Genomic DNA, 25,383 nt, shown 5'->3' with positions numbered 1-25,383 from the left:
GGTCGAGGTTCACGTCATGGATGGCCGATCGCAACGCCGCGAGGCGCCTCATCCGTCACTGACCGCTCCACTCACTCCCTCTCCGGCATCGGTAGAGGCGACCCGCCAGTCACTCGCGCAGGAAGAGGACCAAGACATGAAGACCACATCGCTCGGAGGCCTTGAGGTCTCCCGTATCGGCCTCGGGGCCATGGGGATGTCCATCGCCTACGGCGCCGCCGGGCGAGGGGACGCTGAATCGATCCGCACGATCCGCCACGCCCTGGACCTCGGGGTCACACACATCGACACCGCGGAGGTCTACGGCCCGTTCCTCAACGAGGAGCTCGTCGGCCGCGCCATCGCGGGGCGCCGCGACAACGTCGTGGTGGCCACCAAGTTCGGGCTCGTCTCCCACGCCGGTCGCTCCGGTGCAGACAGCACGCCCGCCAGCATCCGTATCGCCGTCGACGGTTCCCTGAAGCGTCTGGGCACCGACCACATCGATCTGTACTACCAGCACCGGGTCGATCCGGACACGCCCATCGAGGAGACGGTGGGCGCACTGGCGGACCTGGTCACCGCAGGGAAGGTGCGCCACATCGGCCTGTCCGAGGCCGGCCCGTCGACGATCCGCCGGGCTCACGCTGTCCATCCGGTGACCGCAGTGCAGAGCGAGTACTCGCTGTGGACCCGCGACGTCGAGACTGACGTCCTGCCGGTGCTGCGCGAGCTGGGAATCGGGCTGGTGCCCTACTCCCCGCTGGGGCGCGGATTCCTCACCGGGACGATCCGGTCCCTCGACGGTCTGGACGCCGACGACTGGCGCCGCACCAATCCCCGCTTCGCCGGCGGGAACCTCGAGCAGAACCTGCAGATCGTCGACGAGGTGTCGGCCGTCGCCACTGAGGTCGGGGCGACGCCCGCCCAGGTGGCTCTCGCGTGGCTGCTCGCCCAGGGCGAGGACATCAGTCCCATCCCCGGCACCGCCCGGATGACCCGGGTCGAGGAGAACGCAGCCGCCGCCGGTGTCGAACTCAGCGCGGACCAGGTCGCTCGCCTCGATGCACTCACTCCTGCGTCGGGTGACCGCTACGACGAGGACGACATGGCCGCCATCGACCACTGACGGAACCATGGGCAGCAGGGCCGGCCCAGTCGGTATCGAGGCCTCCACGACAGGTGACTGAGCCGGCCCACCCCATGACAGAAGCTCCTGTGACCCAAAGGGGCTGAGGCGATCTGGCCCGAGCAGCGCAACAGTCCCGACCTGATGCCAGTAGGCGCAGCGCCGGAGGGTCCGAGCGGTTGGCTGGTCAGATCACGCACGCACTGGCCTAGGGGTGCCGGTCCGCCGATCGACGGTGGACGATCCCGCACGCTCGCGACCACGGCCCCGGCCGCCGTCCAGCCCGGCGTGAACCCACGGCCATGTGCCGCTCGCGCATGGCGTGAAGTCGCCCGGTTGGCCCCCCGGCTGCGACCTGCAAGTACTCGGGGCCATCAGCTTCATCACCCAGTTCGATCCTCGGGTGCTCCCGTCGCGACGCCGACGTCTCGAGCGCTACCTCGGCATTTCATTCCGCGATCGAGAAGGAGCAAGTCATGACGACCGGGGACGCGTTCAAACGAGCCAGCAGGCTCCACGACCTGTCCGTGCCCAACGACGCGACTCGGCGGCCGCTGATCGGCGTGGGCGTCGTAGGGCTGAGCGCGACAGGGGGCTGGGGCGCCGGGGGGCACCTGCCGGCGCTGTCGACGGTCGGTGGATTCGAGCTGCGTGGCTTGGTGGGGAGCTCGCCTACGTCGGCTCGTGCGGCGAGCGGAGTGCACGGGGTGCCCGCGTACGCATCGGCTGGAGCGCTCGCGGAAGCCGATGACATCGACTTGGTCGTGGTGGCGGTGAAGACCCCGCAACACCGCGATCTCGTGCTGCCCGCCCTTGATGCGGGCAAGCCGGTGTTCTGCGAGTGGCCCTTCGCCGTCACCCTCCAGGAAGCAGAGGAGATGGCCGCCGCAGCCCAAGGACTCCCCACCTTCGTGGGTCTGCAGGGACGCTCCTCGCCCACCTTCCGCTGGCTGGCCGACCTCGTGTCGAACGGGTTCGTCGGCGAGGTGCTCTCCGTGACGGTCACTACGGCGGCCACCGAGTGGGGCACACCAGTCTCAGAACGCATGCTCTACACACTTGATCGACAGCTCGGCGCCACGATGATGGCCATCGCCTTCGGCCATGCCATCGACTCCGTGTCGATGGTCGTCGGAGAGCTCCAAGATGTGGTGGCGACGACAGCCATCCGGCACCCGCGCGTTCCGCTCCTCCCCAGTGGACGGCACATTCCGATGACGGCCGAGGACCAGATCGCGATCTCCGGTACCTTGCCCGGCGGCGCAGTCCTCTCCGCTCATCAGCGAGGCGGGATCGCCTCAGGAGCCGGGTTCTCGATGACCGTCGACGGCTCGGACGGCACCCTCGAGGGCACCGCACCGAACCACCCGCACCTCACACCGATCACCGTGCGGGGCGCACGAGGCCATGGTCGCCCAACCGAGATGCCCCTCCCCGACGGCTACGACCATTACCCCCGGCTAGCCCGGTCGCCGATCCACACCCTGGCGCACGTGTACGCCGGAATCCGGGACCAGTTCCTCGGTGGCCCCGCTGTCGTCCCCGACTTCGGCGACGCCGTCGTTCGACACCAGCTCCTGGACGCAATCACACGCTCCGCCGCCAGCGGCCGACGTGTCCAGCGCTGACACGGACACCCACTCGGGCGGGCCCGGACAAGCCCGCACAAGCCCGTTGCCTGACCAACCCGCACGGTCAGAGCACCGGGCGGCCCCGCCGCACCCCGTGGATGGAATCGTGACCACCGCACTCGTGCTGGGCAACCTCGAGGCACGCACCGCCATCCCGAGCGGTATTCGCGCCGGTTCGTTGAGCAGGTCGTGCACGCACGCCGGGCGCTGGGGGAGGACCAGCTGCCGAGGATCCGGCTGCACGACCTACGACACACCCACGCCACCCTGCTGCTGGCCGCCGGCGAGCCGGTGAAGGTGGTTTCCGAGCGCCTCGGGCACGCCAACGCGACCATCACGCTCACCGTCTACCAGCACGTGCATCCCGGCATGGGTCGCCAGGCGGCCGACCGGTTCGCCGTGCTGCTGAGGGGTCAACTCGCCGCGCGAAGTATCACGCGGCTATCACGGGCCGGTCCAGGCCCCCAACGCGACGTCGCCCCGGGCTCCTGACCTGCAGGAACACCGGGGCGATGTTGTGTCCGAGGGGGGACTTGAACCCCCACGCCCGATAAAGGGCACTAGCACCTCAAGCTAGCGCGTCTGCCATTCCGCCACCCGGACAAGGTGAGCGCTCCGCGGAGCGCCTCGACGAGCATAGCCGAGGCCCTTCCCGGTGCGGGACAGGGGCCGGTGGCACCATCGACCGCATGTCGCAGCCCACGCCCCTGGCCGGTGCCCAGTCCGAGGTCGCGGACCTGCTCTCCGACCTCATCCGCATCGACACCACGAACACCGGTGACTCCGCCACCAGCGCGGGGGAGCGGAAGGCCGCCGAATGGGTCGCCGCCAAGCTCGACGAGGTGGGGATCAGCAGCGTCATCCACGAGTCCGAGCCGGGGCGGGCGAACCTGGTCGCCCGGATCGAGGGCACGAACCGCGACCGCCCGGCGCTGCTGGTGCACGGCCACCTGGACGTCGTCCCGGCCGACCCGGCCGAGTGGAGCGTCCACCCGTTCAGCGGCGAGCAGCGCGACGGCTACGTGTGGGGACGCGGCGCCGTCGACATGAAGGACATGGACGCGATGACCCTGGCGCTGGTGCGCGACTGGGCCCGCACCGGGGTGAAGCCCGACCGCGACATCGTACTGGCCTTCGTTGCCGACGAGGAGGCCGGCGGCCGCAAGGGCGCGCACTTCATGGTCGACCACCACGCCGACCTCTTCGAGGGCTGCACCGAGGCGATCAGTGAGGTCGGCGGCTTCAGCATCACCGTCCGCGACGACCTCCGCCTCTACCTGGTCCAGACCGCCGAGAAGGGCCTGGCCTGGATGAAGCTGACCGCCCAGGGACGGCCCGGCCACGGCTCCTTCGTGCACGAGGACAACGCCGTCACCCGGCTGGCCGAGGCGATCGCCCGGATCGGCTCCACCCGGCTGCCCACCGTGCTCACCCCGCCGATGCGGGAGTTCCTGGACGCGGTCAGCGACGCGTACGGGGTCGAGATCGACCCCAACGACCCGGACGAGGCGCTCGCCCGGCTCGGCAGCATCAGCCGGATGATCGGTGCGGCGCTGCGCAACACGGCCAACCCGACGATGCTCGACGCCGGCTACAAGACCAACGTCATCCCCGGCACCGCCAGCGCCACCGTCGACGGCCGCTTCCTGTACGGGCAGGAGGCGGAGTTCGAGAAGCAGCTGGACGAGCTCCTCGGCGAGGGCGTCAGCCGCGAGTGGATCACCTACGACCAGGCTGTGGAGACGACGTTCGACGGTCCGTCGGTCGACCTGATGGTCCAGGCACTGAAGGCCGAGGACCCTGGCGCCCGCGCCGTCCCGTTCACCATGAGCGGCGGCACCGACGCCAAGAGCTTCGAGACCCTGGGCATGCGCTGCTTCGGCTTCTCGCCGCTCAAGCTCCCCGCCGACCTCGACTTCGCCTCGTTGTTCCACGGCATCGACGAGCGCATCTCCATCGACTCCATGCAGTTCGGCATCCGGGTGCTCGACCGGTTCCTGCGGCAGGCGTGATGTGATGCCGGGCGTGACCGACACCACTCCCGCGCCCGGTTCGCCCGCCCAGGGCGACGTCGCCCTCGTCACCGGAGGGACCGGCGGTTTCGGCCGCGCCCTCGCCGCGCTGCTCCGCGAGCGCGGGGTGACCGTCGTCCTCGCCGACCTCGACAGCCCGGCAAACCGCGAGGTCGCCGCGGGACTCGGCGCACACTTCGCTGCCCTCGACGTCACCGACCGGGCGGCCAACGCCGCCGTGGTCGCCGCGGTGGAGGCCGAGCACGGCCGGCTGGACGCCGTCTTCCTCAACGCCGGCATCGCCGGACAGTCCCGGCACGCCCTGGACGTCGACGAGTTCCTCAAGGTGGTCGACGTCGACCTCTTCGGCGTGGTCTACGGCACCGAGGCAGCGCTGCCGGCCCTGCGCCGCGCCGGTGGCGGGTCGATCGTGGTGACCGCCTCGCTGGCCGGGCTCTCGCCGATGGCCACCGACCCCGGCTACAGCGTGGCCAAGGGCGGGGCGGTGGCGTTCGTCCGGTCGATGTCCACCCGCCTCGTGGACGACGGCATCACCATCTCCGCCATCTGCCCAGGGTTCGCCGACACCGCCATCATCGACCCGCTCCGCGACGAGTTCGCCGCCGCCGACTTCCCGGTGCTGTCGGCCGGCGAGGTCGCCGAGGCGATGGTCGCCGCCTGGGCCGGCGCCGAGCCGGGCGCGGCCTACGTCGTCCAGCCGGGCGTGGGCGCCGTGCCCTACAAGTTCAAGGGCGTGCCGGCCGCCCGGACGGCGAGCGGCGAGACCGCCGCCGTCCCGACCGCGCTGCGCCCGCCGTCCATGCGCTGACGTCGTCGGGCCGCGGGCCGCGGGCCGGGTGATCGGCGTCACGGCCGCTCTGGCAAGGTGCCGGGCATGCGTGCATGGCGAGTCCACAGCCTCGGGAACCCGGCCGAGGTCATGTCCCTCGACGAGGTCGAACAGCCCACCCCTGCCGACGGCCAGGTGCTGGTCAAGGTGCGGGCGGCCGGGCTGAACTTCCCCGACGTGCTGATGGCGATGGGCCAGTACCAGGAGCGCCCGCCGCTGCCCTACACCCCGGGCGTGGAGCTGTGCGGCGAGATCGTCGAGACCGGCCAGCGGGTGCTCGGGTCACCGTCCGGCGGGCCCGGGGCCTTCGCCGAGTACGCCCTGATGGACGCCGCCGCGGCCTGGCCGGTGCCCGACGCGATGTCGGACGAGCAGGCCGCCTCGCTGTACCTGACCTACCAGACCGGCTACGTCGGCCTGCACCGGCGCGCGGCCCTGCAGGCGGGGGAGTGGCTGCTGGTGCACGCCGGGGCCGGCGGCGTCGGGACGGCGGCGATCCAGCTCGGCAAGGCCGCCGGCGCGAAGGTCATCGCCACCGCCGGTGGGGAGCGCAAGACCGAGGTCTGCCGCTCGCTCGGCGCCGACCACGTCATCGACTACACCGCCGAGGACTTCGTCCCGCTGGTCAAGGAGATCACCGGCGGGCACGGTGCCGACGTCGTCTACGACCCGGTCGGCGGCGAGGTGTTCGACAAGTCGCGCAAGTGCATCGCCTTCGAGGGGCGGCTCGTGGTCGTGGGCTTCACCAGCGGCACGATCCCGCAGGCGCCGGTCAACCACGCCCTGGTCAAGAACTACAGCATCGTCGGGCTGCACTGGGGCCTGTACCGCAAGCACGACCCGGCCCGGATCGGGCTGGTGCACGAGGCGCTGTGTGACCTGTTCGCCGACGGGGCGATCGACCCGCTGGTCGGTCAATCGCTGCCGCTCACCGAGCTGCCGCAGGCGATGGCCGCGATCGCCGACCGCAGCACCGTCGGCAAGGTCGTCCTCACGCCCTGACGGCCCGGGCGCGGGGCCGTCAGACCATGGGGCGGGGGAGGTAGGACAGCCGCATCCGGCGCCGCATGATCACCTTGCGGGTGCCGTCGGCGTGCAGCTGGAGCCGGGCGAGCTCCCAGCCGCCGGTGTCGGACTGCATGCTCATCAGCTGCGCCGCCGCGGAGCGGGAGATGCCCGCCGGGATGCGCAGCGGGGCGTACTCGTACTCGCCGGGTGCTGACACCTCGTCGATTGTGCCTGCCGGACGCCCGCGGGTCATGTGGTGGTCACCACGGAGCCACCCGGTCCGGGTGTCGCCCCGGCGGAGTGCGGGCAGGGGAGGACGGCGCGGCCCGGCACCCGGCCGGGCCCCCGACCGGCGAGGAGCCCTCATGACCGACCCCGAAGCCAACGACGCCGACCGCCTGGAGCAGCAGCGGACCACCGCCGCGACCGGCCCCGAGCTCGCCGACGAGGTGACGCCGCTGGGCGCCGAGGTCCCCGAGGCCGACGCCATCGAGCAGCAGCTCAGCGCGACGCCGGGCACCTCCTCCACGATGCGGGACGCCGACCCGGAGGCCGACGAGGCCGACGTCCTCGAGCAGCGCGCGGCCGTGCCGGACGACGACGAGGACGAGCAGCGCGGCTGACGGGCCCGCGTCGTCCCGATCGCCTGATGACGCCGATCGCGGCACGGCGGCCGAGGCTGGGGCCTGTCCGGCCCCGGCCCAGGCCGGCTCACCGGGAGTAGTACTCCACGACCAACTGCTCCTCGCACACCACGGGGACCTCGGAGCGCTGCGGCCGGCGGAGGACCACGCAGCGGAGCTCGGACAGCTGGACCTCCAGGTAGGCCGGGGCGGCGGCGTGCGCGCCGGAGGCGGCGACCTGGAAGGGCAGCTTGTCCTTGCTGCCCTCGGCGATCTCGACGACGTCGTAGGGCTGTACCTGGTAGCTGGGCCGGTCGACCCGCTTGCCGTTCACCGTGACGTGCTGGTGGCTGACCGTCTGCCGGGCCTGGTAGATGGTGCGGGCGAACCCGGCGCGCAGCACGGTCGCGTCCAGCCGGGCCTCGAGCTGGTGGGTGATCAGCTCCTCGCCGGTCTTCCCACCGGTGCGCTTGGCCCGGTCGAACGCCGAACGGAGCTGGGTCTCGCTGATGTCGTACTGCGCGCGCAGCCGCTGCTTCTCCAGCAGTCGCGTCTTGTAGTCGCTGGTGTTCTTGCGCTTGCGGCCGTGCTCACCGGGCGGGTACGGGCGCCGCTCGAAGTAGCGCACGTCCTTGGGGGTGAGCGGGATGCCCAGCGCACGGGAGCGCCGGACCTTGGGGCGGGAGCTGTTCACACGATCCTCCAGTTCGGTTAGGCTCACCTTACCCCGATCTAGAGTCGCCCTGAACCCGGAGTGCCGCATGACACGATCGACCCGCCCCGCCGCCCCCGGGCCCTCGTCCGACGCCCTCCGGCCCACCGGAGCCGAACGGGCGCGCACCGTGGCGGCCCGGTCGGCGGCCGCCGTCTGCGCTGCCGGCATCGACGGCAGCCGCGTGCTCGGGCACGCCGTCACCGCCCAGGGGCAGGTGCTCGTGGTGGTGCCGACCGACGGTGAGGTGTGCCGCACGGTCCAGGCGTCCGCCGACGGCGACCTCGCGGCGCTGCTGATGGTCACCGACCACGCCCCGGTGCCCCTGCGCGAGCCGGTGCGCGCCCAGGTCTGGCTGTCCGGGTGGCTCACGCCGCTGCTGGAGGGCGATGAGCGGGACGCCGCACTGGCGTTCGCGGACGTCGCACCGGTGGGCGCGCTGCTGGACGTCGGGCGCAGCGCCACCCTGCTGCGGCTGGACCTGGCCGAGGTCGTGCTGGGGGAGTGCGGAGCCGTCACCGAGATGGATCCCGACGACTTCCTCGCCGCGGTGCCCGACCCGTTGATCGCGGTGGAGGGGCCGGCGCTGCAGCACCTCGACGTCGCACACCCCGAGGAGCTGGACCTGCTGTGTTCCCGGGTACCGGCCGCCTGGGTGGGGAGGGGCGACGTCGTCCGCCCGCTGGGCCTGGACCGGTACGGGTTCCGGCTGCGGATCGAGCAGCGTGCGGGCCACCGGGACGTGCGCGTGCCGTTCGCCGCGCCCGTCACCTGTGCCGACGACCTCGGGCCGGCGGTGCACCAGCTGCTCTGTGCCGTGAGACGCGCCTGCCCGGGGCGCTGACCGCGAGGTCAGCGCCCCGGGCAGGGGAGTCGTGCGTCGAGCGGTGGCGAGGTCAGTGGACCTTGCGCCGACCGCCGCTCATGCCCTCGGCCACGCCGATCAGCAGCACCGCCGCGACGATCGCGACGATCGCGCCGATGATGTTGAGCTCGCCGAAGTCGCCGGTGCCCAGGAGGGTGGCCACGACGCCACCGATCAGGGAGCCGACGACGCCGAGGGCCAGGGTGGCCAGGATGCTGAGGTTCTGCTTGCCCGGCTTGATCAGCCGAGCGAGCGCACCGACGATGAGACCGAAGACGAGAAAACCGATGATGCCCATGCTCTCGTCGGTGCCCTCAAGATCAACCTGTGAAACTCGGCCCACCTGACGGATGGGTCACTCCGCCAAGTCGGCGAGCAGCGTCGCCAACCGGGTCCGCCGCGGCCGGACGTCGACCTCCCGGACCGCCCGGGCCAGCGCGGCGCCGCTGGCGTGCACGATCGACAGGTGCTGCTGCGCCCGCGTGAGGGCGGTGTAGACCAGCGGCCGGGACAGCATCCCGCCGGCCTCCGGCGGCAGCACCACGACGACACCGGGCCACTCCGAGCCCTGCGCCCGGTGCACGGTGATCGCCCAGCCGTGCCGGAGGTCCGAGAGCGCCTTGCCGTTGACCTTGACCGGCCCGGAAGCGAACGCGATGTCCAGCGAGCCCTCACCGGTGCCGGTCACCACACCGACCTCGCCGTTGGCGAACCCGATCGGCTCCAGGTCGAGGTGGTTCGCCGTCGCGACCACCCGGTCGCCGACGTCGAACCCGAACACCGTGCCCTCGCCCGGGTTGAGCTGCGCCTTCAGCGCCTTGTTCAGCTCGATCGTGCCGGCCGGCCCGCGGTGCACCGGGGTGACGACCTGCACCGTCGACGGGTCGATGCCCAGCGCGCGCGGGATGGAGTCGGTGACCAGCTGCACCACCCGCTTGGCCGCCTCGGCGCTCCCGGTGGCCGGCACGATCACCACCTCCCGGTCGGGGGAGTCGACGTGCACGAGCTCACCGCCGCGCACCCCGGTGGCCAGCCGCGCGATCGCCCCACCCTCGGCCTGGCGGTGCAGCGTGGTCAGCTCGGTCACCGGCACCACGCCCGAGTCGATCAGGTCGCCGAGGACGTGGCCGGGGCCGATCGAGGGCAGCTGCGCCGGGTCGCCCACCAGCAGCAGGTGGGTGCCGTCCGGGCAGGCCTCCAGCAGCGCCGCGGTCAGCTCGACGTCCAGCATCGAGGCCTCGTCGACCACCACGACGTCGGCGTCCAGCGGCCACTCCTCGTTGCGGGCGAACCCACCGGTCATGCCCTGCGCGCCGAGCAGCCGGTGCACGGTCACCGCCGGGTGGTCGGTGAGCTCCTCCAGCCGCTTCGCCGCCCGGCCGGTCGGCGCCGCCAGGGCCACCTCGGTGCCCTTGGCCTGCAGCAGCTTCACCAGCGAGGCCACGGTCCGGCTCTTCCCGGTGCCCGGCCCGCCGGTCAGCAGCGAGATGCCGGCGCCGAGCACCTGGGCCACCGCGGCCTGCTGTGCCGGGTCCAGGCCCTTGGCCACCGACCGCACCGAGGCCGGGTCGGCGATCCGCCCACTGGTGGCCGACAGGCGGTGCACGTTCTCCGCCACCGCCTCCTCCGCCATCCCGTAGCGGGCCAGCGACAGGGTGCGCAGCGCCGGATCGGGTTCCGGCAGCTCGTCGGCGTCGTCGTCCGGCTCGGCCAGCGGTGGTTCGTGCTCGAGCACCTCACCGGACTCCACCGCGGCCACCACGGCCGCCGCCGGGTCGTCGATCTGCTCGGCGCGCAGCGCCGCCACCACCAGGTCGGCGGGCAGGACGGTGTGCCCGTCCCGGGTCGCGGTGCGCAAGGTCAGCGCCACGATCGCCCGGCCGCGGCGGGTGTCCTGCCGGTCGGCACCGGAGAGGACGGCGATCGCCAGCCGGTCGGCGTCGGCCAGCGTCACCCCGGTCAGGCCGAGCAGCGCCCACGGGTCGTCCCGGAGCCGGCGGGCGGCGTCGGGGCCGAGCGCGTCCGCGGAGTTCACCGCCAGCCGGGCGTTCAGCCCGGCGCCGACCAGCAGCTCGACGACCTCGTAGGTCGACCGGGCGGCCAGGAAGGAGCTGAACAACCGCTCGGCGCGCTGCCGGCCCACCCGCGGGAGCTTGAGCAGCCGGTCGGCGCTGACGTCGTCCGGGCCGGTGATGCCGGCGGCCGGCAGGTCGGCCGCCGTCCGCTTGCCGAGGCCCGGCCACAGGCCGGCGGCGCAGAAGGCGGCGAAGACGGGGTCGCCGGCGGGCGTCGGGGTGCTCACGGGTGGGCTGCTCACTGTTCAGTGCTCCCGACGTTGCTCGGGATAGGAGAAGTGCGGCGCAGACACGTCGTCCAGCGCCGTGGTGATCGCCGGCGGCAACCGCACACCCTCGGCATCGAGGGCGGCCTGCAGCTGCTGGGCGGTCCGGGCGCCCACGATCGGGGCGACCACGCACGGCCGGTCGCGGAGCCAGGCCAGTGCCACCCCCAGCGGCGTGGTGCCCAGCCCCTGCGCGGCGGTGATGACCGCCTCCACCACCCGGTCGGCGGTCGCCGACCGCAGACCGTCGATGAACCCCAGCCACTGGGCGGATGCGCCACGCGAGTCCTCGGGTGTGCCGCCCCGGTACTTGCCGGTGAGCAGCCCCCGGCCCAGCGGCGACCACGGCAGGATGCCCAGCCCCAGCGCCTCCGCGGCCGGCTGCACCTCCCGCTCGACGCCGCGCTGCAGCAGCGAGTACTCGACCTGGGTGCTCACGATCGGGCTGCGCCCCGGCCAGGCGCGCTGCCAGGTGGCGGCCTGCGCGGTCTGCCAGCCGGAGAAGTTGCTCACCCCGACGTAGCGGGCCCGGCCGGAGGAGACGGCCAGGTCGCAGGCGGCCAGCGTCTCCTCCAGGGGCGTCGCGTCGTCCCAGGCGTGCAGCTGCCACAGGTCGACGTGGTCGATCCCCAGCCGCTCCAGGGACGCGTCCAGCGCCGAGAGGAGGTGCCCGCGGGAGGCGCCCCGGCCCATCGGTCCGGGGCCGGTGCGGCCCGCCGCCTTCGTGGCGACCAGCACGTCGTCGCGCGGGACGACGTCCGCCAGCAGCCGCCCGAGGGTCCGCTCGCTCTCCCCGTCGGCGTAGACGTCGGCGGTGTCGACCAGCGTGCCGCCGGCGTCGACGAACGCCGTGAGCTGCATCGCGGCCTCGTCCTCGTCGGTGTCCCGGCCCCACGTCAAGGTGCCCAACCCCAGCCGGGAGACCACGAGCCCACTGCGCCCGAGCGCCCGCTGTTCCACGACGGGTCAACCTACCGTCGCCCACGTCTCACTCCGGGGAGGGCGACCACCGGGAGGTCGCAGCCCTGCGCCGGGTCCGGGCACCTAGGGTGCCTGCCGTGCAGTCGTCCTCCGCGTGCCCTGACCACCGCCCGGCCGAGCAGCGGAGGCGCTGACCGTGGGCTGGTTCGAAGCCGTCGCCCTCGGGGTGGTCCAGGGCCTCACCGAGTTCCTGCCGATCTCCTCCAGCGCCCACCTGCGGGTGGTCGGCGAGGCGTTCGGCTGGGGCGACCCCGGCGCGGCGTTCACCGCGATCACCCAGATCGGCACGGAGCTCGCCGTGCTCATCTACTTCCGGCACGACATCTGGCGGATCATCACCGCCTGGGTCCGGGGGCTGTTCGACCGCTCGGCCCGCAGCGACCCCGACGCCCGGATGGGCTGGCTGATCATCATCGGCAGCCTGCCGATCGTCGTCCTCGGGCTGCTGTTCCAGGACTCGATCGAGACGACGTTCCGGGACCTGCGGATCATCGCCGTCGCCCTGATCGTCTTCTCACTGGTCCTCTACTGGGCCGACCGGGTGGGCAGCACCGAGCGCGACCTGCCCGACCTGACCGTCAAGCACGGCCTGACCTTCGGGTTCGCCCAGGCGATGGCGCTCATCCCCGGGGTCTCCCGCTCCGGCGGCACCATCACCGCCGGCCGGTTCCTCGGCTACGACCGGGCCGCTGCGGCGCGCTACTCGTTCCTGCTCGCCGTCCCCGCCGTGCTGGGCGCCGGGTTCTTCCAGGCGTACGAGTCCCTGACCGGCGACACCGAGGGCGGGGCGCTCTCCTGGGGCCCGACGATCCTGGCCACCGTCATCGCCTTCGGGATCGGGTACGCCGTCATCGCCTGGTTGCTGCGGTACCTGGCCCACGGCAGCTTCGCCCCGTTCGTGGTCTACCGGATCGTGCTCGGCGTGCTCGTGCTGGTGCTCGTCGGCACCGGCGTCCTCGAGCCGACCTGATGAAGGACCCCGTCCTCCTCACCCCTCGCACGCTCGCGGCGAGCCTCTGGACGGGGCCTTAGAGTCGGTGAAGTGACCACCGTCGTGCTGCTCCGACACGGCCGGACGACGGCCAACACCGCCGGCGTGCTGGCCGGCTGGACCCCCGGGGTGCGGCTGGACGGCACCGGCCAGACCCAGGTGCAGGCGGTCGCGCAGCGGCTGTCGGACGTGCCGCTGGCCGCGGTGGTGAGCAGCCCGCTGGAGCGGTGTCAGCAGACCGCCGGCACGGTCGCCGAGGGGCGGGCGTTGGAGGTGCAGACCGACGACCGGTTCGGCGAGGCCCGCTACGGCGACTGGACCGGCCGCCCGATCAAGGAGCTGACCAAGGACCCGCTCTGGAAGGTCGTGCAGCAGCACCCCTCCGCGGCGGTCTTCCCCGGCCCCGAGGGAGAGGGGCTCGCCCAGACCCAGGCGCGTGCGGTGGCCGCCGTCCGGGAGTGGAACGCGAAGCTCGGGCCGGACGCCGTCTGGCTGGTCTGCAGCCACGGTGACGTGATCAAGGCGGTCCTGGCCGACGCACTGGGGATGCACCTGGACTCCTTCCAACGCATCGTCGTCGACCCGGCGTCCCTGTCGGTGGTCACCTACACCGACACCCGGCCGTTCCTGGTGCGGGTCAACGACACCGGCGGCGACGTGTCCGCCCTCATCCCGCCCAAGAAGAAGCGCGGCCGGCGCAAGCCCTCCTCCGACGCGGTCGTCGGCGGCGGCGCGGGCTCCGGCGCCGCGTAACCTGATCGCCGTGCCTCGTCAGGTCTTCCTCTTCGACCGTCCCACCCGGTTCGTCGCCGGCACGGTGGGCCAGCCCGGCGACCGCACCTTCTACCTGCAGGCCTCCGACGAGGCCGGCCGCACGATCAGCGTGGCGCTGGAGAAGACGCAGGTCCAGGTGCTGGCCGACCGGATGAGCGAGCTGCTCGACGAGGTGGCCAACCGCGCCGCCGTCGTCGTCCCGCCCGACGCCGACGTCGACGACCTCGAACCGCTCACCGCGCCCGTCGACGAGGAGTTCCGCGTCGCCGCGATGGGCCTGGCCTGGGACGGCGAGGAGGACGCGGTCGTCGTCGAGGCCGTCGCCGCCGGCGAGGAGCCGATCGAGGAGGACGTGATCCTCTCCGACAGCGACGAGGGCCCGGACGCCCTGCGGGTGACGATCACCCCGGTCGCGGCCCGGGCGTTCGTCGCCCGGGCCCGCCGGGTCATCGCCGCCGGCCGGCCCTCCTGCCCGCTGTGCTCCCTGCCGCTGGACCCGGCCGGCCACGTCTGTCCGCGGCAGAACGGGTACCGCCGCTGAGCCGGCGCTGCGATGACCGCGCCTGATCCCCGCGACGACCGGCTGGAGCACCCGCTGACCGACGAGCCCCTCGAGCTGGACGACGACGCGCTGGACGACGACGAGTTCGAGGAGGACGACGGCGACGTCGTCGAGCTGGACATCGCCGCGTTCGACCACGGTGACCGCCGCCCGCCCAGCGGTCCCGACGAGGTCGCCACCCTCCTGCGCGAGGGCGTGCTGGACATGGAGGGCCGCCTCCTCGATGCCAGCAACGTCACCCTCATCGGGGCGATCCGGACCGACCAGCTGGCCGCCACCTGCGTGTACAAGCCGGTCGCGGGGGAGCGGCCGCTGTGGGACTTCCCCGACGGCACGCTCGCCGGCCGCGAGATCAGCGCCCACCTCGTGTCCGAGGCGACCGGCTGGTCGATCGTGCCGCCCACCGTGCTGCGCGAGGGCCCGTTCGGCCCCGGCATGGTCCAGCTGTGGATGGACGCCGACCCCGCCGTCGAGCTCACCGAGTTCGTCCGGCTCGACGTCCCCGAGCTCCGCCGGATGGCGGTCTTCGACGCGGTGGTGAACAACGCCGACCGCAAGGGCGGCCACATCATCCCGATGCCCGGCGGGCACGTGTACGGCGTCGACCACGGCATCTGCTTCTCCGTGGAACCCAAGCTGCGCACCCTGCTGTGGCGCTGGGCCGGCAGGCCCCTGCTGCCCGAGCACCTGGCGGTGCTGGAGCAGCTGGCCGAAGGACTCCGTGGCGACCTGGGTGACCAGCTGCACGAGCACCTCACCCGGCGCGAGGTGCGGCGCACCCAGCAACGGGTGGACGAGCTGCTGCGCACCGGGGTGCACCCCCAGCCCAGCGGCGACTGGCCCGCGCTGCCCTGGCCGCCGTTCTAGCGCACAGCGGCGCGGCTCGAGCGGCTGACTTCCGGGGCGCGGGCTGCCAGGGTGGGTGGGTGCCTCATCGCAGCCGACTCGCGATCCTGCTGATCGACCTCCCTCCCCAGCTGCACGACCGGGGGCGGGGCTTCTGGTCCGCCGCCACCGGGCACCCCGTGGAGCCCGATGCCATCGACGACAGGTGGTCCTCGCTCGGCTCCTTCGCCGACGGGTTCCACCTGGAGGTCCAGCGCACCGGGGTGGGCACCCCGCCGCGCTGGCACGTGGACATCGAGACCGACGACGTGCACGCCGAGGTGGCCCGGCTGGAGGCCCTCGGGGCGTTGCGGATGGCCGACATGGGCGGGTTCTGGCAGATGAAGGACCCCGCCGGTCTGCTGTTCTGCGTGGTCGGCGTCCAGACCGGCGAGGAGTTCGAGCGGCACGCCACCACCTGGCCCTGACGGACCGCCGGACGGCGGGGGAGCGGCGCCGGGGACCGGGTGCCGTGCCGCCCTGTCGGTGGCCGGATCTAGGCTCCTGACGTGCTCTCCTGGCCTGCCCCGCTGCTCCCCACCCTGCCCGGGTCCGGCCCCGCTCTGCGGCTGTACGACACCGCCCGCGGCGAGGTGGTCGAGACCTCCCCGGGCCGCATCGCCCGGATGTACGTCTGCGGCATCACGCCCTACGACGCCACGCACCTCGGCCACGCGGCCACCTACCTGGCCTTCGACCTGGTCAACCGGGTGTGGCGCGACGCCCGGCACGCCGTGCACTACGTGCAGAACGTCACCGACGTCGACGACCCGCTGTTCGAGCGGGCCGACCGCGACGGTGAGGACTGGATCGTGCTGGGCATGCGCGAGACGGCACTGTTCCGCGAGGACATGACCGCGCTTCGGGTGCTGCCGCCGGAGGACTTCGTCGGCGCCGTCGAGTCGATCCCGCGGATCGCCGCGCACGTGGAGACGCTCTGGGACGCCGGCCTGGCCTACCAGCTCGAGGACGGCACCGGTGACGTCTACCACGACATCGCCCAGGCGCCCGGGTTCGGCTCCGAGTCCGGCTACGACGAGGCCACCATGCTGCGGCTGTCCGCCGAGCGCGGCGGCGACCCCGACCGGGTGGGCAAGCGGCACCCGCTCGACCCGCTGCTGTGGCGGGGCGCGCGCGAGGGCGAGCCGTCCTGGCCCGGCCCGCGGGGCGTCGCGGGCCGCCCGGGATGGCACGTCGAGTGCGCCGCCATCGCGCTGGACCGGATCGGCATGGGCTTCGACGTCCAGGGCGGCGGCAGCGACCTGGTCTTCCCGCACCACGAGTACTCCGCGGTGCACGCCGAGGCGCTCACCGGTGCCAAGCCCTTCGCCCGGGCCTACGTGCACGCCGCGATGATCGGGCTGGACGGCGAGAAGATGAGCAAGAGCCGGGGCAACCTGGTCTTCGTCTCCCGGCTCCGCGGCGACCGCACCGACCCGATGGCGATCCGCCTGGCGCTGCTGTCCGGGCACTACCGCACCGACCGGGCCTGGACCCCCGACCTGCTCGCCTCGGCGGAGCGGCGGCTGGACACCTGGCGGCGCGCCGTGGAGCTGCCGCTGGGCGCGCCGGCCGGTCCGGTGCTGGCCACGGTCCGGGAGCGGCTGGCCGACGACCTCGACAGCCCCGGGGCGATCGCCGCCGTCGACGCGTGGGCCGCCGCCAGCCTCGCCGAGGCCGCATCCGGTCCGGGGCTGCCCGCCGCCCAGGCCACCGACGACTGGGACGAGCAGTCGCCGGCCGTCGTCCGCGACCTCGTCGACGCACTGCTCGGCGTCGCACTCGCGCCGTGAGCGAGGGGGGTACGGGGTTCGAGTGGCTGGCGTACCCGCCTGCCTTCACCCGGATCGACCGGCAGGCACGGGAGGACGCGGAGACGGCGCTGGCCCCGGCGGCCGCCCGGTCGTCCCGGAGCCGGGGACGGGCGCGCCCTGAGCCCGACGACGGACTCCGCACCTGCTGGGAGCTCGACCGCGACCGGGTGCTGCACGCCAAGGCCTTCCGCCGGCTCAAGCACAAGACCCAGGTCTTCCTGCATCCCGACGGCGACCACTTCGTCACCCGGCTCACCCACACCCTCCAGGTCACCCAGGTCGCCCGGTCACTGGCCCGGGCGCTGGGCCTGCACGAGACCTTGGCCGAGGCGATCGCGCTGGCCCACGACGTCGGCCACTCGCCGTTCGGGCACATCGGCGAGGAGGCCCTGGAGCCCTACGTCGCTGGAGGCTGGCACCACGCCGCCCAGGGGGTGCGGATCGTCGAGGTGCTCGAGGACCTCAACCTCACCTGGGAGGTGCGCGACGGCGTCCGGGCACACAGCTGGAAGATCACCCCACCGCCGGCCACCCGGGAGGCGGAGTGCGTGAAGTTCGCCGACCGGATCGGCTACCTCTCCCACGACGCGCTGGACGCCGTCCGGGCCGGGGTGCTGCGCGCCGGTGACCTGCCGGCCCGCACGCTGGCCACCTTCGGCCCGCCCGGCGGGGCGATGGTCGGCGCGATGATCGAGGCGGTCGTCGACGGGACGTACGCCGCGGCGCGCGAGGAGGCCCGCCACGCCGTCCCCGGCGGCCCGCCGACCCCGGCCGTGCGGATGGCGCCGGACGCCCTCGAGGCGATGAACGAGCTGCGGGCCTTCATGTTCGAGCGGGTGTACGGGTCCGAGATCGCCGCCGGGCAGAAGCACGTGGCGATCGAGGTGATCCGCCGGCTGGTCGACCACCACCTGGCCCATCCCGAGCTCATGCCGGCCAGCTACCGGGACACCGAGGCCGACCTGGTCACCCAGGTCGTCGACTACGTCACCGGGATGACCGACCGGTTCGCCCTCGCGACGTACGACCGGCTCTTCGACGACACGGCCGCCATTCGGATGCGCCCACTGCTCGTCACGCCCTGACGAAGGGCCCCGTAGCCCCCCCGCCACTCGCGAGCTCGCGGCGGGCCCCTGCGACGGGGCCGGGCTCAGCTCGTGCCGCCGCGGCGGCGCAGCGGAAGGACCCCCTCGCCCCCCACCGCTCGCAGGCTCGCGGCGGGCCCCTGCGAGAGGGCCGAGCTCAGCTCGTGCCGCCGCGGCGGCGCAGGTACCTCTCGAACTCGCGGGCGATCTGGTCGCCGTTGGCCTGGGACAGGTCGCTCGCCGTCTGCCGCTCCTCCAGGGAGCGCACGTACTCGACGACCTCCTCGTCCTCCTGGGCCATCTCGTCGACGGTCTTCACCCACTCATCGGCCTGCTCGGGCAGGGTGCCCAGCGGAACGGTGACCTCCAGGACCTCCTCGACCCGGGTCAGCAGCGCCATCGTCGCCCGGGGGGAGGGGGGCTGGGAGACGTAGTGCGGCACGGCCGCCCAGAAGCTCACCGCCGGCAGCCCGGCCTGCACGCAGGCATCGGCGAAGACGCCCAGGATGCCGGTCGGGCCCTGGTAGGTGGACGTCTCCACACCCCACTGCCGCGCCGACTCGGCGTCGTAGGCCGAGCCGGTCACCGGCGTGGGCCGGGTGTGCGGCGTGTCGGCCAGCAGCGCGCCGAGCGCGACCACGGTCTGCGCGCCGAGCTCCTGGATGAGCTCGATCAGCTCGTCGCAGAAACTGCGCCAGCGCATGTTCGGCTCGATGCCGCGGATGAGGACGACGTGCCGCTCACTCCCCGGCGGCTTGACCACCGACAGCCGGGTGGTGGGCCACTCGACCCGGCGGGTGACGCCGTCGATCAGGGAGACGGTCGGCCGGTTGACCTGGAAGTCGTAGTAGTCCTCGGGATCCAGCGCAGCGAGCGGGGTGGCGTTCCAGGTCAGCTCCAGGTGCTCCACGGCACCGGTGGCGGCGTCCCCGGCGTCGTTCCATCCCTCGAACGCGACCACGACCACGGGGTCGTCCAGCTCGGGCAGGTCGTCAGCGTCGGACTTCGGATCGATCACCCTTCGAGCCTACGTCGATCTCGCCCGCCGCCCCGGTTGCTCGTGGGGCGCCCGGGCCACGGGGTGCACCCGGGCAGGGGCGGGAAGTGCGACGATGGGGGCGCTGTTCGAGGACGACGAGGCCGCTCGCCCGTCGGAGTTGCCAGGGCCCTGGCGCCGGACGCCTCCGTGACCGTGCCCGATCGACCACCGAGGACTGCCCGTGCCTGCATCCCAGCACGTCCGCCCCGACGCCACGACCGCGCTCACCACGCTGCTGCAGCAGCGGATCCTGGTGCTCGACGGGGCGATGGGCACGGCCATCCAGCGGGACCGGCCGGACGAGGCCGGTTACCGGGGGGAGCGGTTCGCCGACTGGCCCAGCGACGTCCAGGGCAACAACGACCTGCTCAGCATCACCGCCCCGGAGCTCATCAGCGGCATCCACCGCGAGTACCTCGAGGCCGGCGCCGACCTGATCGAGACCAACACCTTCAACGCGACCCGGATCTCGCTGCTCGACTACGGGATGTCCGACCTGGCGTACGAGCTGAACGTCGCCTCCGCCCGGCTCGCCCGCGCCGCCTGCGACGCGGTCAGCACACCGGAGAAGCCGCGGTACGTCGTCGGCGCGCTCGGCCCGACCAGCCGGACGGCGTCCATCTCACCCGACGTGAACGACCCGGGCGCCCGCAACGTGAGCTACGACGAGCTCGTCGAGGCCTACCTGGAGCAGGCCAACGGGCTGGTCGACGGCGGCTCGGACGTGCTGCTGATCGAGACGATCTTCGACACCCTGAACGCGAAGGCGGCGATCTTCGCGCTGGAGACGCTGTTCGAGGAGCGCGGCCGCCGCTGGCCGGTGATGATCTCCGGCACGATCACCGACGCCTCCGGTCGCACCCTCTCCGGGCAGGTCACCGAGGCGTTCTGGCACTCGGTCCGGCACGTCGAGCCGCTGCTGGTGGGGCTGAACTGCGCGCTGGGCGCCAAGGAGATGCGGCCCTACATCGCCGAGATCTCCCGGATCGCGGACACCTTCGTCTCCTGCTATCCCAACGCCGGGCTGCCCAACGCCTTCGGTGAGTACGACGAGTCGCCCGAGGAGACCGCGGCGATCGTCGGGGAGTTCGCCGAGAGCGGCTTCCTGAACCTGGTGGGCGGCTGCTGCGGCACCACGCCGGCGCACATCGCCGCCATCGCCGGCGCGGTCGCCGGCCGGGCACCGCGGACGCCGGTCGAGGTCGCCCCGGCGTTGCGGCTGTCCGGGCTGGAGCCGCTGACCGTCACCGAGGACAGCCTGTTCGTCAACGTCGGCGAGCGGACCAACATCACCGGCTCGGCCCGCTTCCGCAACCTGATCAAGGCCGGCGACTACCCGACCGCCCTCGCCGTCGCCCGCCAGCAGGTCGAGGCCGGCGCGCAGGTCATCGACGTCAACATGGACGAGGGGATGATCGACGGCGTCGCGGCGATGGACCGGTTCCTGAAGCTGGTCGCCACCGAGCCCGACATCTGCCGGGTGCCCACGATGATCGACTCGTCGAAGTGGGAGGTCATCGAGGCCGGCCTCAAGTGCGTCCAGGGCAAGGCGATCGTCAACTCCATCTCGCTGAAGAACGGCGAGGAGGAGTTCGTCACCCAGGCCCGGCTGTGCCGCAAGTACGGCGCCGCGGTCGTGGTGATGGCCTTCGACGAGGACGGCCAGGCCGACAGCCTGCAGCGCCGCCAGGAGATCTGCCGGCGGGCCTACGACGTCCTCACGAGTGAGGTCGGCTTCCCGGCCGAGGACATCATCTTCGACCCGAACGTCTTCGCCGTGGCCACCGGCATCGAGGAGCACGCCACCTACGGGGTCGACTTCATCGAGGCCACCCGGTGGATCAAGCAGAACCTGCCCGGCGCACTGGTCTCCGGCGGCGTCTCCAACGTGTCGTTCTCCTTCCGCGGCAACAACCCGGTGCGTGAGGCCATCCACGCCGTCTTCCTGTTCCACGCCATCAGAGCCGGCATGGACATGGGGATCGTCAACGCCGGCGCCCTGGAGGTCTACGACGAGGTGCCGGCGCTGCTGCGCGAGCGGATCGAGGACGTCGTCCTCAACCGCCGCCCGGACAGCACCGAGCGGCTGCTGGAGATCGCGGCGGACTTCGCCGGCGACGGCGCGGCCAAGGAGGTCGCCACCGAGGAGTGGCGGTCGCTGCCGGTGGGGGAGCGGATCACCCACGCCCTGGTCAAGGGGATCGACGAGTTCGTCGAGACCGACACCGAGGAGCTGCGCCAGGACATCAGCGCCCGCGGCGGCCGGCCCATCGAGGTGATCGAGGGGCCGCTGATGGCCGGCATGAACGTCGTCGGCGACCTGTTCGGCGCCGGGAAGATGTTCCTGCCCCAGGTGGTGAAGTCGGCACGGGTGATGAAGAAGGCCGTCGCGCACCTCATCCCGTTCATCGAGGCGGAGAAGCAGCCCGGGGACGTCGAGCGCAGCAACGGCAAGGTCGTGATGGCCACCGTGAAGGGCGACGTCCACGACATCGGGAAGAACATCGTCGGCGTCGTCCTGCAGTGCAACAACTACGACGTCGTCGACCTCGGCGTGATGGTGCCGGCGCAGAAGATCCTGGACGCCGCCAAGGAGGAGGGCGCCGACGTCATCGGGCTCTCCGGGCTGATCACGCCGTCCCTGGACGAGATGGTCAACCTGGCCACGGAGATGGAGCGGCAGGGGTTCACCATCCCGCTGCTGATCGGCGGGGCCACCACCTCCCGGGCGCACACCGCGGTGAAGGTCGCCCAGAAGTACTCCGGCCCGGTGATCTGGGTGAAGGACGCCTCGCGCTCGGTGCCGGTCGTCGCCGCACTGCTCTCCGACGAGCAGCGTCCGGCCCTCCTTGCCGAGACCGACACCGACTACGCCGCGCTGCGAGACCGGCACGCCGCCCGCCAGGACACCCGGTCGCTGCTGCCGCTGGCCGCCGCGCGGGCCGCGGCGACCCCGATCGACTGGTCCGACCAGCACCCACCGCGGCCCCGGATGCTGCTGCAGCAGACCAAGGACGTCTGCGCCGGCCCCGTCTGCGACCACCGGCACGGGGTGGCCCCCCAGTTCGTGAAGAGCTTCACCGACTACCCGCTGGACGAGCTGCGGGAGTACATCGACTGGCAGCCGTTCTTCAACGCCTGGGAGATGCGCGGCCGGTTCCCCGACATCCTGCACAACCCGACCACCGGGGAGGCGGCCCGCCGGCTGTACGAGGACGCGCAGGCGATGCTCGACCAGCTGATCGCCGAGCGGTGGCTGCGGGCCAGCGGCGTCTTCGGGCTGTTCCCGGCCAGCCAGGTGGACGGCGACTCCATCGAGGTCTACACCGACGAGTCGCGCACCGCCGTCCGGGCGACGCTGCACCAGCTGCGGCAGCAGACCCAGGGCCGGGACGGGTCGCCGCGCAAGTCGCTGGCCGACTTCGTCGCCCCCAAGGCGACCGGGCTGCGCGACCACGTGGGCGCGTTCGCCGTCACCGCCGGGCTCGGGTCGGCGGAGAAGGTCGCCGAGTTCAAGAAGGCGAACGACGACTACAACGCGATCCTGCTGGAGTCGCTGGCCGACCGGCTGGCCGAGGCGTTCGCCGAGCGGCTGCACGAGCGGGTGCGCACCGAGTTCTGGGCCTACGCCCCCGACGAGCACCTGGACGCCGACGGGCTGCTCGCGGAGAAGTACGCCGGCATCCGCCCCGCACCGGGCTACCCGGCCTGCCCCGAGCACACCGAGAAGCAGACGATCTGGGAGCTGCTCGGCGTGGAGGCGGCCACCGGCATCCAGCTCACCGAGAGCATGGCCATGTGGCCGGGGGCGGCCGTGAGCGGCCTGTACTTCGCCCACCCGGAGTCGCGGTACTTCGTGCTGGGCCGGATCGGCCGCGACCAGGTCGAGGACTACGCCCGGCGCAAGGGCTGGACGGTCGCCGAGGCGGAGCGGTGGCTCTCACCCAACCTCGGTTATCGAACGGAGGACGAATAGAAGGACCCCCGTGCCCCCCACACCTCGCTCCGCTCGGCGCGGGGCCCTGCACGGGAGCCGACGGGTCACTCGACGACGAGGACGTCGGTGTAGGTCGCCGAGTGGCGGCTGCTGAAGGTGTACTCGCCCGGCTGGTCGGGGGCCAGGAAGGTGAGCAGCGTGCCGGCGGCGACGTCGACGTCGAACGAGCCGTCGTCCGCGGTGATCGTCACCGGCTGACCGCTGGCGTTGTGCACCGTCACCCGCGACCCGGCGGCGACCGGCCCGGCCACGTGGAAGCGGTCCTCGTCGACCAGGACGCCGACGGACAGCTCGCCGTGGTCGTGCCCGGCCATCGGGTCAGCGGCCGCCGGTGCCGCAGTGGCCGACGGCACCGCAGCGGCGACCGGGGGAGGGGACGCCGCGAGCGCGACCGCCAGCGCGACGGTCGCCAGCAGCACGGCCACCTCGACGACGGCGAGCCGCCGGAAGGCGCCCGGTAGCCCCTCCCGCAGCTGCGGCAGGGTGCGGCGCCGGTGCAGCCAGCCCAGCACCCCGACCACGGTCAGCCCCAGCGTCTTGGCGAGCAACAGCGCGCCGTAGCCGGTGCCCAGCGCGGCCAGCACGGCGCCGGTGCCGCCCAGGACCACGCCGGCCGCCAGCACCCCGGAGACGGCGGTCACTGCGAAGCACCCCAGTGCGACCGCGCTGAACCGCGCGGCGGTGGCCGGTGTCTCCCGGCCGTACCGCAGCAGGGCCCCCAGTCCGCCGACCCACAGGCTCGCCGCGACGACGTGCACCGCCAGGGTGGTCACCGCGGTCAGGTGGTCCTCCGCGGCCGACGAGTGCCCGCTGAGCACCACCGGGACCACCAGCGCGGTCAGCGCACCGGCCAGCAGCAGTAGGGCGCCCCCGCGGCCGGTGCTGGACCGGGCCGCCACCACGATCACCGCGGTGAGGCCGGCGACGAGCAGGACGGCGCGGCCTGCGCCGGTGTCGGCGAGGAACACCCGCAGCGATGCCGCGTCCAGCGCCGTCGGGGCCACGCCCACCAGCCGGCTGACGGTGAGCAGCCCGCCCAGCACGGTCGCCGCCGCCCAGGCCAGCGCCCAGGCCGGCGCCGCGGCCACCGCGCGCCGCGCCTGCGGGGCCTGCTGCCCGGCGCCCCCGGGCAGCAGGACGGCGGCGAACAGCAGGGTGCCCACCGTGCCCACCGCGGCGATCCGGCCGGCCAGCGTGACGACCGGCCCACCCCACTCCACCAGCAGGCCTGCCTCGCGGAGCCCGGAGGCCGCGGGAGCCGCCGGGCCGCTGCCGACGACGATCGCCCAGCCCAGGACCGCGAGCAGGCCGACCCCCGCGGCCGTGGCCGCCGGCACCCGCCACCGGGCCCGCTCCGGCGCGCTCTGTGCCTGGTCCGGGCGGACCACGGTGCTGGTCACCGCCGGCTGCGCAGCCGGCCGAGGACCAGCGCTGCCGCCGCGCCGAGGGCCAGGACGCCACCGACCAGCCAGCCGACCGGGAGCGCCGGGTCGGCCGTCGCGTCCGCCACCGACGGGGGCGCCGCGTCCGGGGCCGCCGCGTCCGGGGCCGGTGTGCTCCCCGCGGCGACGGTGAAGTCCCAGCTGCCGGTGAGCGGGTGCCCGTCGGAGGAGGTGCTGCGCCACTGGACGGTGTAGCCGCCCGCGGGGAGCCCGGCGGTCAGCGACTGGACGACGGTCGTGTCCTGGATCTCGGCGGCGCCGGTGGACGCCACGGCGCCGTCCGGGCCGAGCACCAGCACCTCGGTGCCCAGCGGCAGCGGCGTCCCGCTGAACTCCAGCTCCACCGAGGACGGGGCCGTGGGCACGGCGGCACCGGCTGACGGGCTGCTGCCCACGAGGGCGTCGTGCGCCCGGGCGGGCGGCGCCCCGATGCCGAGGAGCAGCACGGTCAGCAACCCCACCAGCAGCACCGGCGCGGGGCGCGGACCGGCGATCGGGAGGGCGCGCAAGACAGTCATGCCCCGCATTCGTCCGCGACCGCTCTTCCGGTTGGTCCGGCCCTGTCCCCGAGCGTACGAGGCCCGGACTCCCACCCGCTGCAGAGCCCGGCCTCAGGAAATTCCTGGGGAGCAGTGAACCGATCCGGCACCGCCTCCCGAATGT

Annotated in this window: 23 protein-coding genes, 1 tRNA gene and 1 pseudogene; 16 read left to right on the top strand and 9 right to left on the bottom strand. The window is 73.1% G+C overall.

Annotated features, from left to right (window positions below; translation table 11 throughout):
* The first annotated feature begins 136 nt into the window (after nucleotides 1-136).
* The 3 genes and pseudogenes from O2V63_RS08475 to O2V63_RS08465 form a co-directional block, all read left to right on the top strand.
* Nucleotides 137-1,108 (top strand): aldo/keto reductase, encoded by a 972-nt coding sequence (locus tag O2V63_RS08475; RefSeq protein ID WP_269167099.1) that lies wholly within the window; start codon nucleotides 137-139, stop codon nucleotides 1,106-1,108.
* A gap of 476 nt (nucleotides 1,109-1,584) precedes the next feature.
* Nucleotides 1,585-2,736 carry a Gfo/Idh/MocA family protein gene (locus O2V63_RS08470; protein ID WP_269167098.1) on the top strand — a complete coding sequence of 384 codons (1,152 nt, stop codon included), beginning with the start codon at nucleotides 1,585-1,587 and terminating at the stop codon, nucleotides 2,734-2,736.
* A 174-nt stretch (nucleotides 2,737-2,910) separates the two neighbouring features.
* A pseudogene (locus O2V63_RS08465) lies at nucleotides 2,911-3,231 on the top strand (tyrosine-type recombinase/integrase); the annotation flags it as partial.
* 26 nt (nucleotides 3,232-3,257) lie between these two features.
* On the opposite strand, the gene O2V63_RS08460 reads toward O2V63_RS08465, so the two are convergent.
* Nucleotides 3,258-3,342, bottom strand: a tRNA-Leu gene (locus O2V63_RS08460).
* Nucleotides 3,343-3,428: 86 nt separating this feature from the next.
* Here O2V63_RS08460 and O2V63_RS08455 point away from each other — a divergent pair.
* From O2V63_RS08455 to O2V63_RS08445, 3 genes are all read left to right on the top strand, one after another.
* Nucleotides 3,429-4,751 (top strand): M20/M25/M40 family metallo-hydrolase, encoded by a 1,323-nt coding sequence (locus tag O2V63_RS08455; protein WP_269167097.1) that lies wholly within the window; start codon nucleotides 3,429-3,431, stop codon nucleotides 4,749-4,751.
* A gap of 13 nt (nucleotides 4,752-4,764) precedes the next feature.
* A complete protein-coding gene (locus tag O2V63_RS08450; RefSeq protein ID WP_269167096.1) occupies nucleotides 4,765-5,580 on the top strand; it encodes an SDR family oxidoreductase in 816 nt (271 codons plus the stop codon).
* A 66-nt stretch (nucleotides 5,581-5,646) separates the two neighbouring features.
* On the top strand, nucleotides 5,647-6,603 hold the full coding sequence (locus O2V63_RS08445; RefSeq protein ID WP_269163080.1) for an NADPH:quinone oxidoreductase family protein: 957 nt from the start codon (nucleotides 5,647-5,649) through the stop codon (nucleotides 6,601-6,603).
* Between the two features lie 19 nt (nucleotides 6,604-6,622).
* Here O2V63_RS08445 and O2V63_RS08440 read toward each other — a convergent pair whose 3' ends face one another.
* A complete protein-coding gene (locus O2V63_RS08440) occupies nucleotides 6,623-6,826 on the bottom strand; it encodes a DUF5703 family protein (protein ID WP_036332716.1) in 204 nt (67 codons plus the stop codon).
* Between the two features lie 148 nt (nucleotides 6,827-6,974).
* Here O2V63_RS08440 and O2V63_RS08435 point away from each other — a divergent pair, with 148 nt between their 5' ends.
* Nucleotides 6,975-7,232 (top strand): hypothetical protein, encoded by a 258-nt coding sequence (locus O2V63_RS08435; protein ID WP_269167095.1) that lies wholly within the window; start codon nucleotides 6,975-6,977, stop codon nucleotides 7,230-7,232.
* 88 nt (nucleotides 7,233-7,320) lie between these two features.
* On the opposite strand, the gene rpsD is transcribed toward O2V63_RS08435, so the two are convergent.
* On the bottom strand, nucleotides 7,321-7,926 hold the full coding sequence (gene rpsD, locus O2V63_RS08430; protein WP_269167094.1) for a 30S ribosomal protein S4: 606 nt from the start codon (nucleotides 7,924-7,926) through the stop codon (nucleotides 7,321-7,323).
* A 67-nt stretch (nucleotides 7,927-7,993) separates the two neighbouring features.
* On the opposite strand from rpsD, the gene O2V63_RS08425 reads away from it, so the two are divergent.
* Nucleotides 7,994-8,788 (top strand): DUF2470 domain-containing protein, encoded by a 795-nt coding sequence (locus O2V63_RS08425; protein ID WP_269167093.1) that lies wholly within the window; start codon nucleotides 7,994-7,996, stop codon nucleotides 8,786-8,788.
* A gap of 52 nt (nucleotides 8,789-8,840) precedes the next feature.
* On the opposite strand, the gene O2V63_RS08420 is transcribed toward O2V63_RS08425, so the two are convergent.
* Genes O2V63_RS08420 through O2V63_RS08410 form a run of 3 tightly spaced genes read right to left on the bottom strand, consistent with a single transcriptional unit; the run spans nucleotide 8,841 to nucleotide 12,110 of the window.
* Nucleotides 8,841-9,107 (bottom strand): GlsB/YeaQ/YmgE family stress response membrane protein, encoded by a 267-nt coding sequence (locus O2V63_RS08420; RefSeq protein WP_269167092.1) that lies wholly within the window; start codon nucleotides 9,105-9,107, stop codon nucleotides 8,841-8,843.
* A gap of 57 nt (nucleotides 9,108-9,164) precedes the next feature.
* Nucleotides 9,165-11,111 (bottom strand): AAA family ATPase, encoded by a 1,947-nt coding sequence (locus O2V63_RS08415; protein WP_269167091.1) that lies wholly within the window; start codon nucleotides 11,109-11,111, stop codon nucleotides 9,165-9,167.
* Nucleotides 11,112-11,129: 18 nt separating this feature from the next.
* The gene (locus O2V63_RS08410; RefSeq protein WP_269167090.1) at nucleotides 11,130-12,110 is read right to left on the bottom strand and encodes an aldo/keto reductase; all 981 of its coding nucleotides are present in this window, start codon (nucleotides 12,108-12,110) and stop codon (nucleotides 11,130-11,132) included.
* Nucleotides 12,111-12,267: 157 nt separating this feature from the next.
* On the opposite strand from O2V63_RS08410, the gene O2V63_RS08405 reads away from it, so the two are divergent.
* The 7 genes from O2V63_RS08405 (at nucleotide 12,268) to O2V63_RS08375 (ending at nucleotide 18,242) form a co-directional block, all read left to right on the top strand.
* Nucleotides 12,268-13,101: an undecaprenyl-diphosphate phosphatase gene (locus tag O2V63_RS08405; RefSeq protein WP_269167089.1), complete on the top strand. Its 834-nt coding sequence runs from the start codon at nucleotides 12,268-12,270 to the stop codon at nucleotides 13,099-13,101.
* A 72-nt stretch (nucleotides 13,102-13,173) separates the two neighbouring features.
* Nucleotides 13,174-13,875, top strand: a complete 702-nt coding sequence (locus O2V63_RS08400; protein ID WP_269167088.1) for a histidine phosphatase family protein — start codon at nucleotides 13,174-13,176, stop codon at nucleotides 13,873-13,875.
* Nucleotides 13,876-13,885: 10 nt separating this feature from the next.
* Nucleotides 13,886-14,437: a DUF3090 family protein gene (locus tag O2V63_RS08395; protein ID WP_269163072.1), complete on the top strand. Its 552-nt coding sequence runs from the start codon at nucleotides 13,886-13,888 to the stop codon at nucleotides 14,435-14,437.
* Nucleotides 14,438-14,449: 12 nt separating this feature from the next.
* Nucleotides 14,450-15,325, top strand: coding sequence for an SCO1664 family protein (locus O2V63_RS08390; RefSeq protein ID WP_269167087.1), 876 nt, complete (start codon nucleotides 14,450-14,452; stop codon nucleotides 15,323-15,325).
* A 59-nt stretch (nucleotides 15,326-15,384) separates the two neighbouring features.
* On the top strand, nucleotides 15,385-15,771 hold the full coding sequence (locus tag O2V63_RS08385; RefSeq protein WP_269167086.1) for a VOC family protein: 387 nt from the start codon (nucleotides 15,385-15,387) through the stop codon (nucleotides 15,769-15,771).
* Nucleotides 15,772-15,852: 81 nt separating this feature from the next.
* Complete coding sequence (gene mshC / locus O2V63_RS08380; protein ID WP_269167085.1) at nucleotides 15,853-17,136, top strand: cysteine--1-D-myo-inosityl 2-amino-2-deoxy-alpha-D-glucopyranoside ligase; 1,284 nt, start codon at nucleotides 15,853-15,855, stop codon at nucleotides 17,134-17,136.
* Nucleotides 17,133-18,242: an HD domain-containing protein gene (locus tag O2V63_RS08375; RefSeq protein ID WP_269167084.1), complete on the top strand. Its 1,110-nt coding sequence runs from the start codon at nucleotides 17,133-17,135 to the stop codon at nucleotides 18,240-18,242. Before mshC ends, O2V63_RS08375 begins: the two co-directional genes overlap by 4 nt.
* Nucleotides 18,243-18,399: 157 nt before the next feature.
* Here O2V63_RS08375 and O2V63_RS08370 read toward each other — a convergent pair whose 3' ends face one another.
* The gene (locus O2V63_RS08370; protein ID WP_269167083.1) at nucleotides 18,400-19,260 is read right to left on the bottom strand and encodes a PAC2 family protein; all 861 of its coding nucleotides are present in this window, start codon (nucleotides 19,258-19,260) and stop codon (nucleotides 18,400-18,402) included.
* Between the two features lie 202 nt (nucleotides 19,261-19,462).
* On the opposite strand from O2V63_RS08370, the gene metH reads away from it, so the two are divergent.
* Nucleotides 19,463-23,257, top strand: a complete 3,795-nt coding sequence (gene metH / locus O2V63_RS08365) for a methionine synthase (protein WP_269167082.1) — start codon at nucleotides 19,463-19,465, stop codon at nucleotides 23,255-23,257.
* A 65-nt stretch (nucleotides 23,258-23,322) separates the two neighbouring features.
* On the opposite strand, the gene O2V63_RS08360 is transcribed toward metH, so the two are convergent.
* On the bottom strand, nucleotides 23,323-24,678 hold the full coding sequence (locus tag O2V63_RS08360; protein ID WP_269167081.1) for a CopD family protein: 1,356 nt from the start codon (nucleotides 24,676-24,678) through the stop codon (nucleotides 23,323-23,325).
* Nucleotides 24,675-25,238, bottom strand: a complete 564-nt coding sequence (locus tag O2V63_RS08355; protein ID WP_269167080.1) for a copper resistance CopC family protein — start codon at nucleotides 25,236-25,238, stop codon at nucleotides 24,675-24,677. The genes O2V63_RS08360 and O2V63_RS08355 overlap by 4 nt, the downstream gene beginning before the upstream one ends.
* Between the last annotated feature and the right edge of the window lie 145 nt (nucleotides 25,239-25,383).

The organism is Modestobacter sp. VKM Ac-2977 (assembly GCF_026968045.1).
GTDB lineage: Bacteria > Actinomycetota > Actinomycetes > Mycobacteriales > Geodermatophilaceae > Modestobacter.
Note: the sequence above shows the minus strand (reverse complement) of the source record. Positions and strands in the feature narration are given on the sequence as shown.

Excerpts from the sequence above, each read along its gene's own strand:
- O2V63_RS08475 (WP_269167099.1), top strand. The coding sequence starts at position 137 with ATGAAGACCACATCGCTCGGAGGCCTTGAGGTCTCCCGTATCGGCCTC.
- O2V63_RS08470 (WP_269167098.1), top strand. The coding sequence starts at position 1,585 with ATGACGACCGGGGACGCGTTCAAACGAGCCAGCAGGCTCCACGACCTG.
- O2V63_RS08455 (WP_269167097.1), top strand. The coding sequence starts at position 3,429 with ATGTCGCAGCCCACGCCCCTGGCCGGTGCCCAGTCCGAGGTCGCGGAC.
- O2V63_RS08445 (WP_269163080.1), top strand. The coding sequence starts at position 5,647 with ATGCGTGCATGGCGAGTCCACAGCCTCGGGAACCCGGCCGAGGTCATG.
- O2V63_RS08435 (WP_269167095.1), top strand. The coding sequence starts at position 6,975 with ATGACCGACCCCGAAGCCAACGACGCCGACCGCCTGGAGCAGCAGCGG.
- O2V63_RS08425 (WP_269167093.1), top strand. The coding sequence starts at position 7,994 with ATGACACGATCGACCCGCCCCGCCGCCCCCGGGCCCTCGTCCGACGCC.
- O2V63_RS08420 (WP_269167092.1), bottom strand. The coding sequence starts at position 9,107 with ATGGGCATCATCGGTTTTCTCGTCTTCGGTCTCATCGTCGGTGCGCTC.
- O2V63_RS08390 (WP_269167087.1), top strand. The coding sequence starts at position 14,450 with ATGACCGCGCCTGATCCCCGCGACGACCGGCTGGAGCACCCGCTGACC.
- O2V63_RS08355 (WP_269167080.1), bottom strand. The coding sequence starts at position 25,238 with ATGACTGTCTTGCGCGCCCTCCCGATCGCCGGTCCGCGCCCCGCGCCG.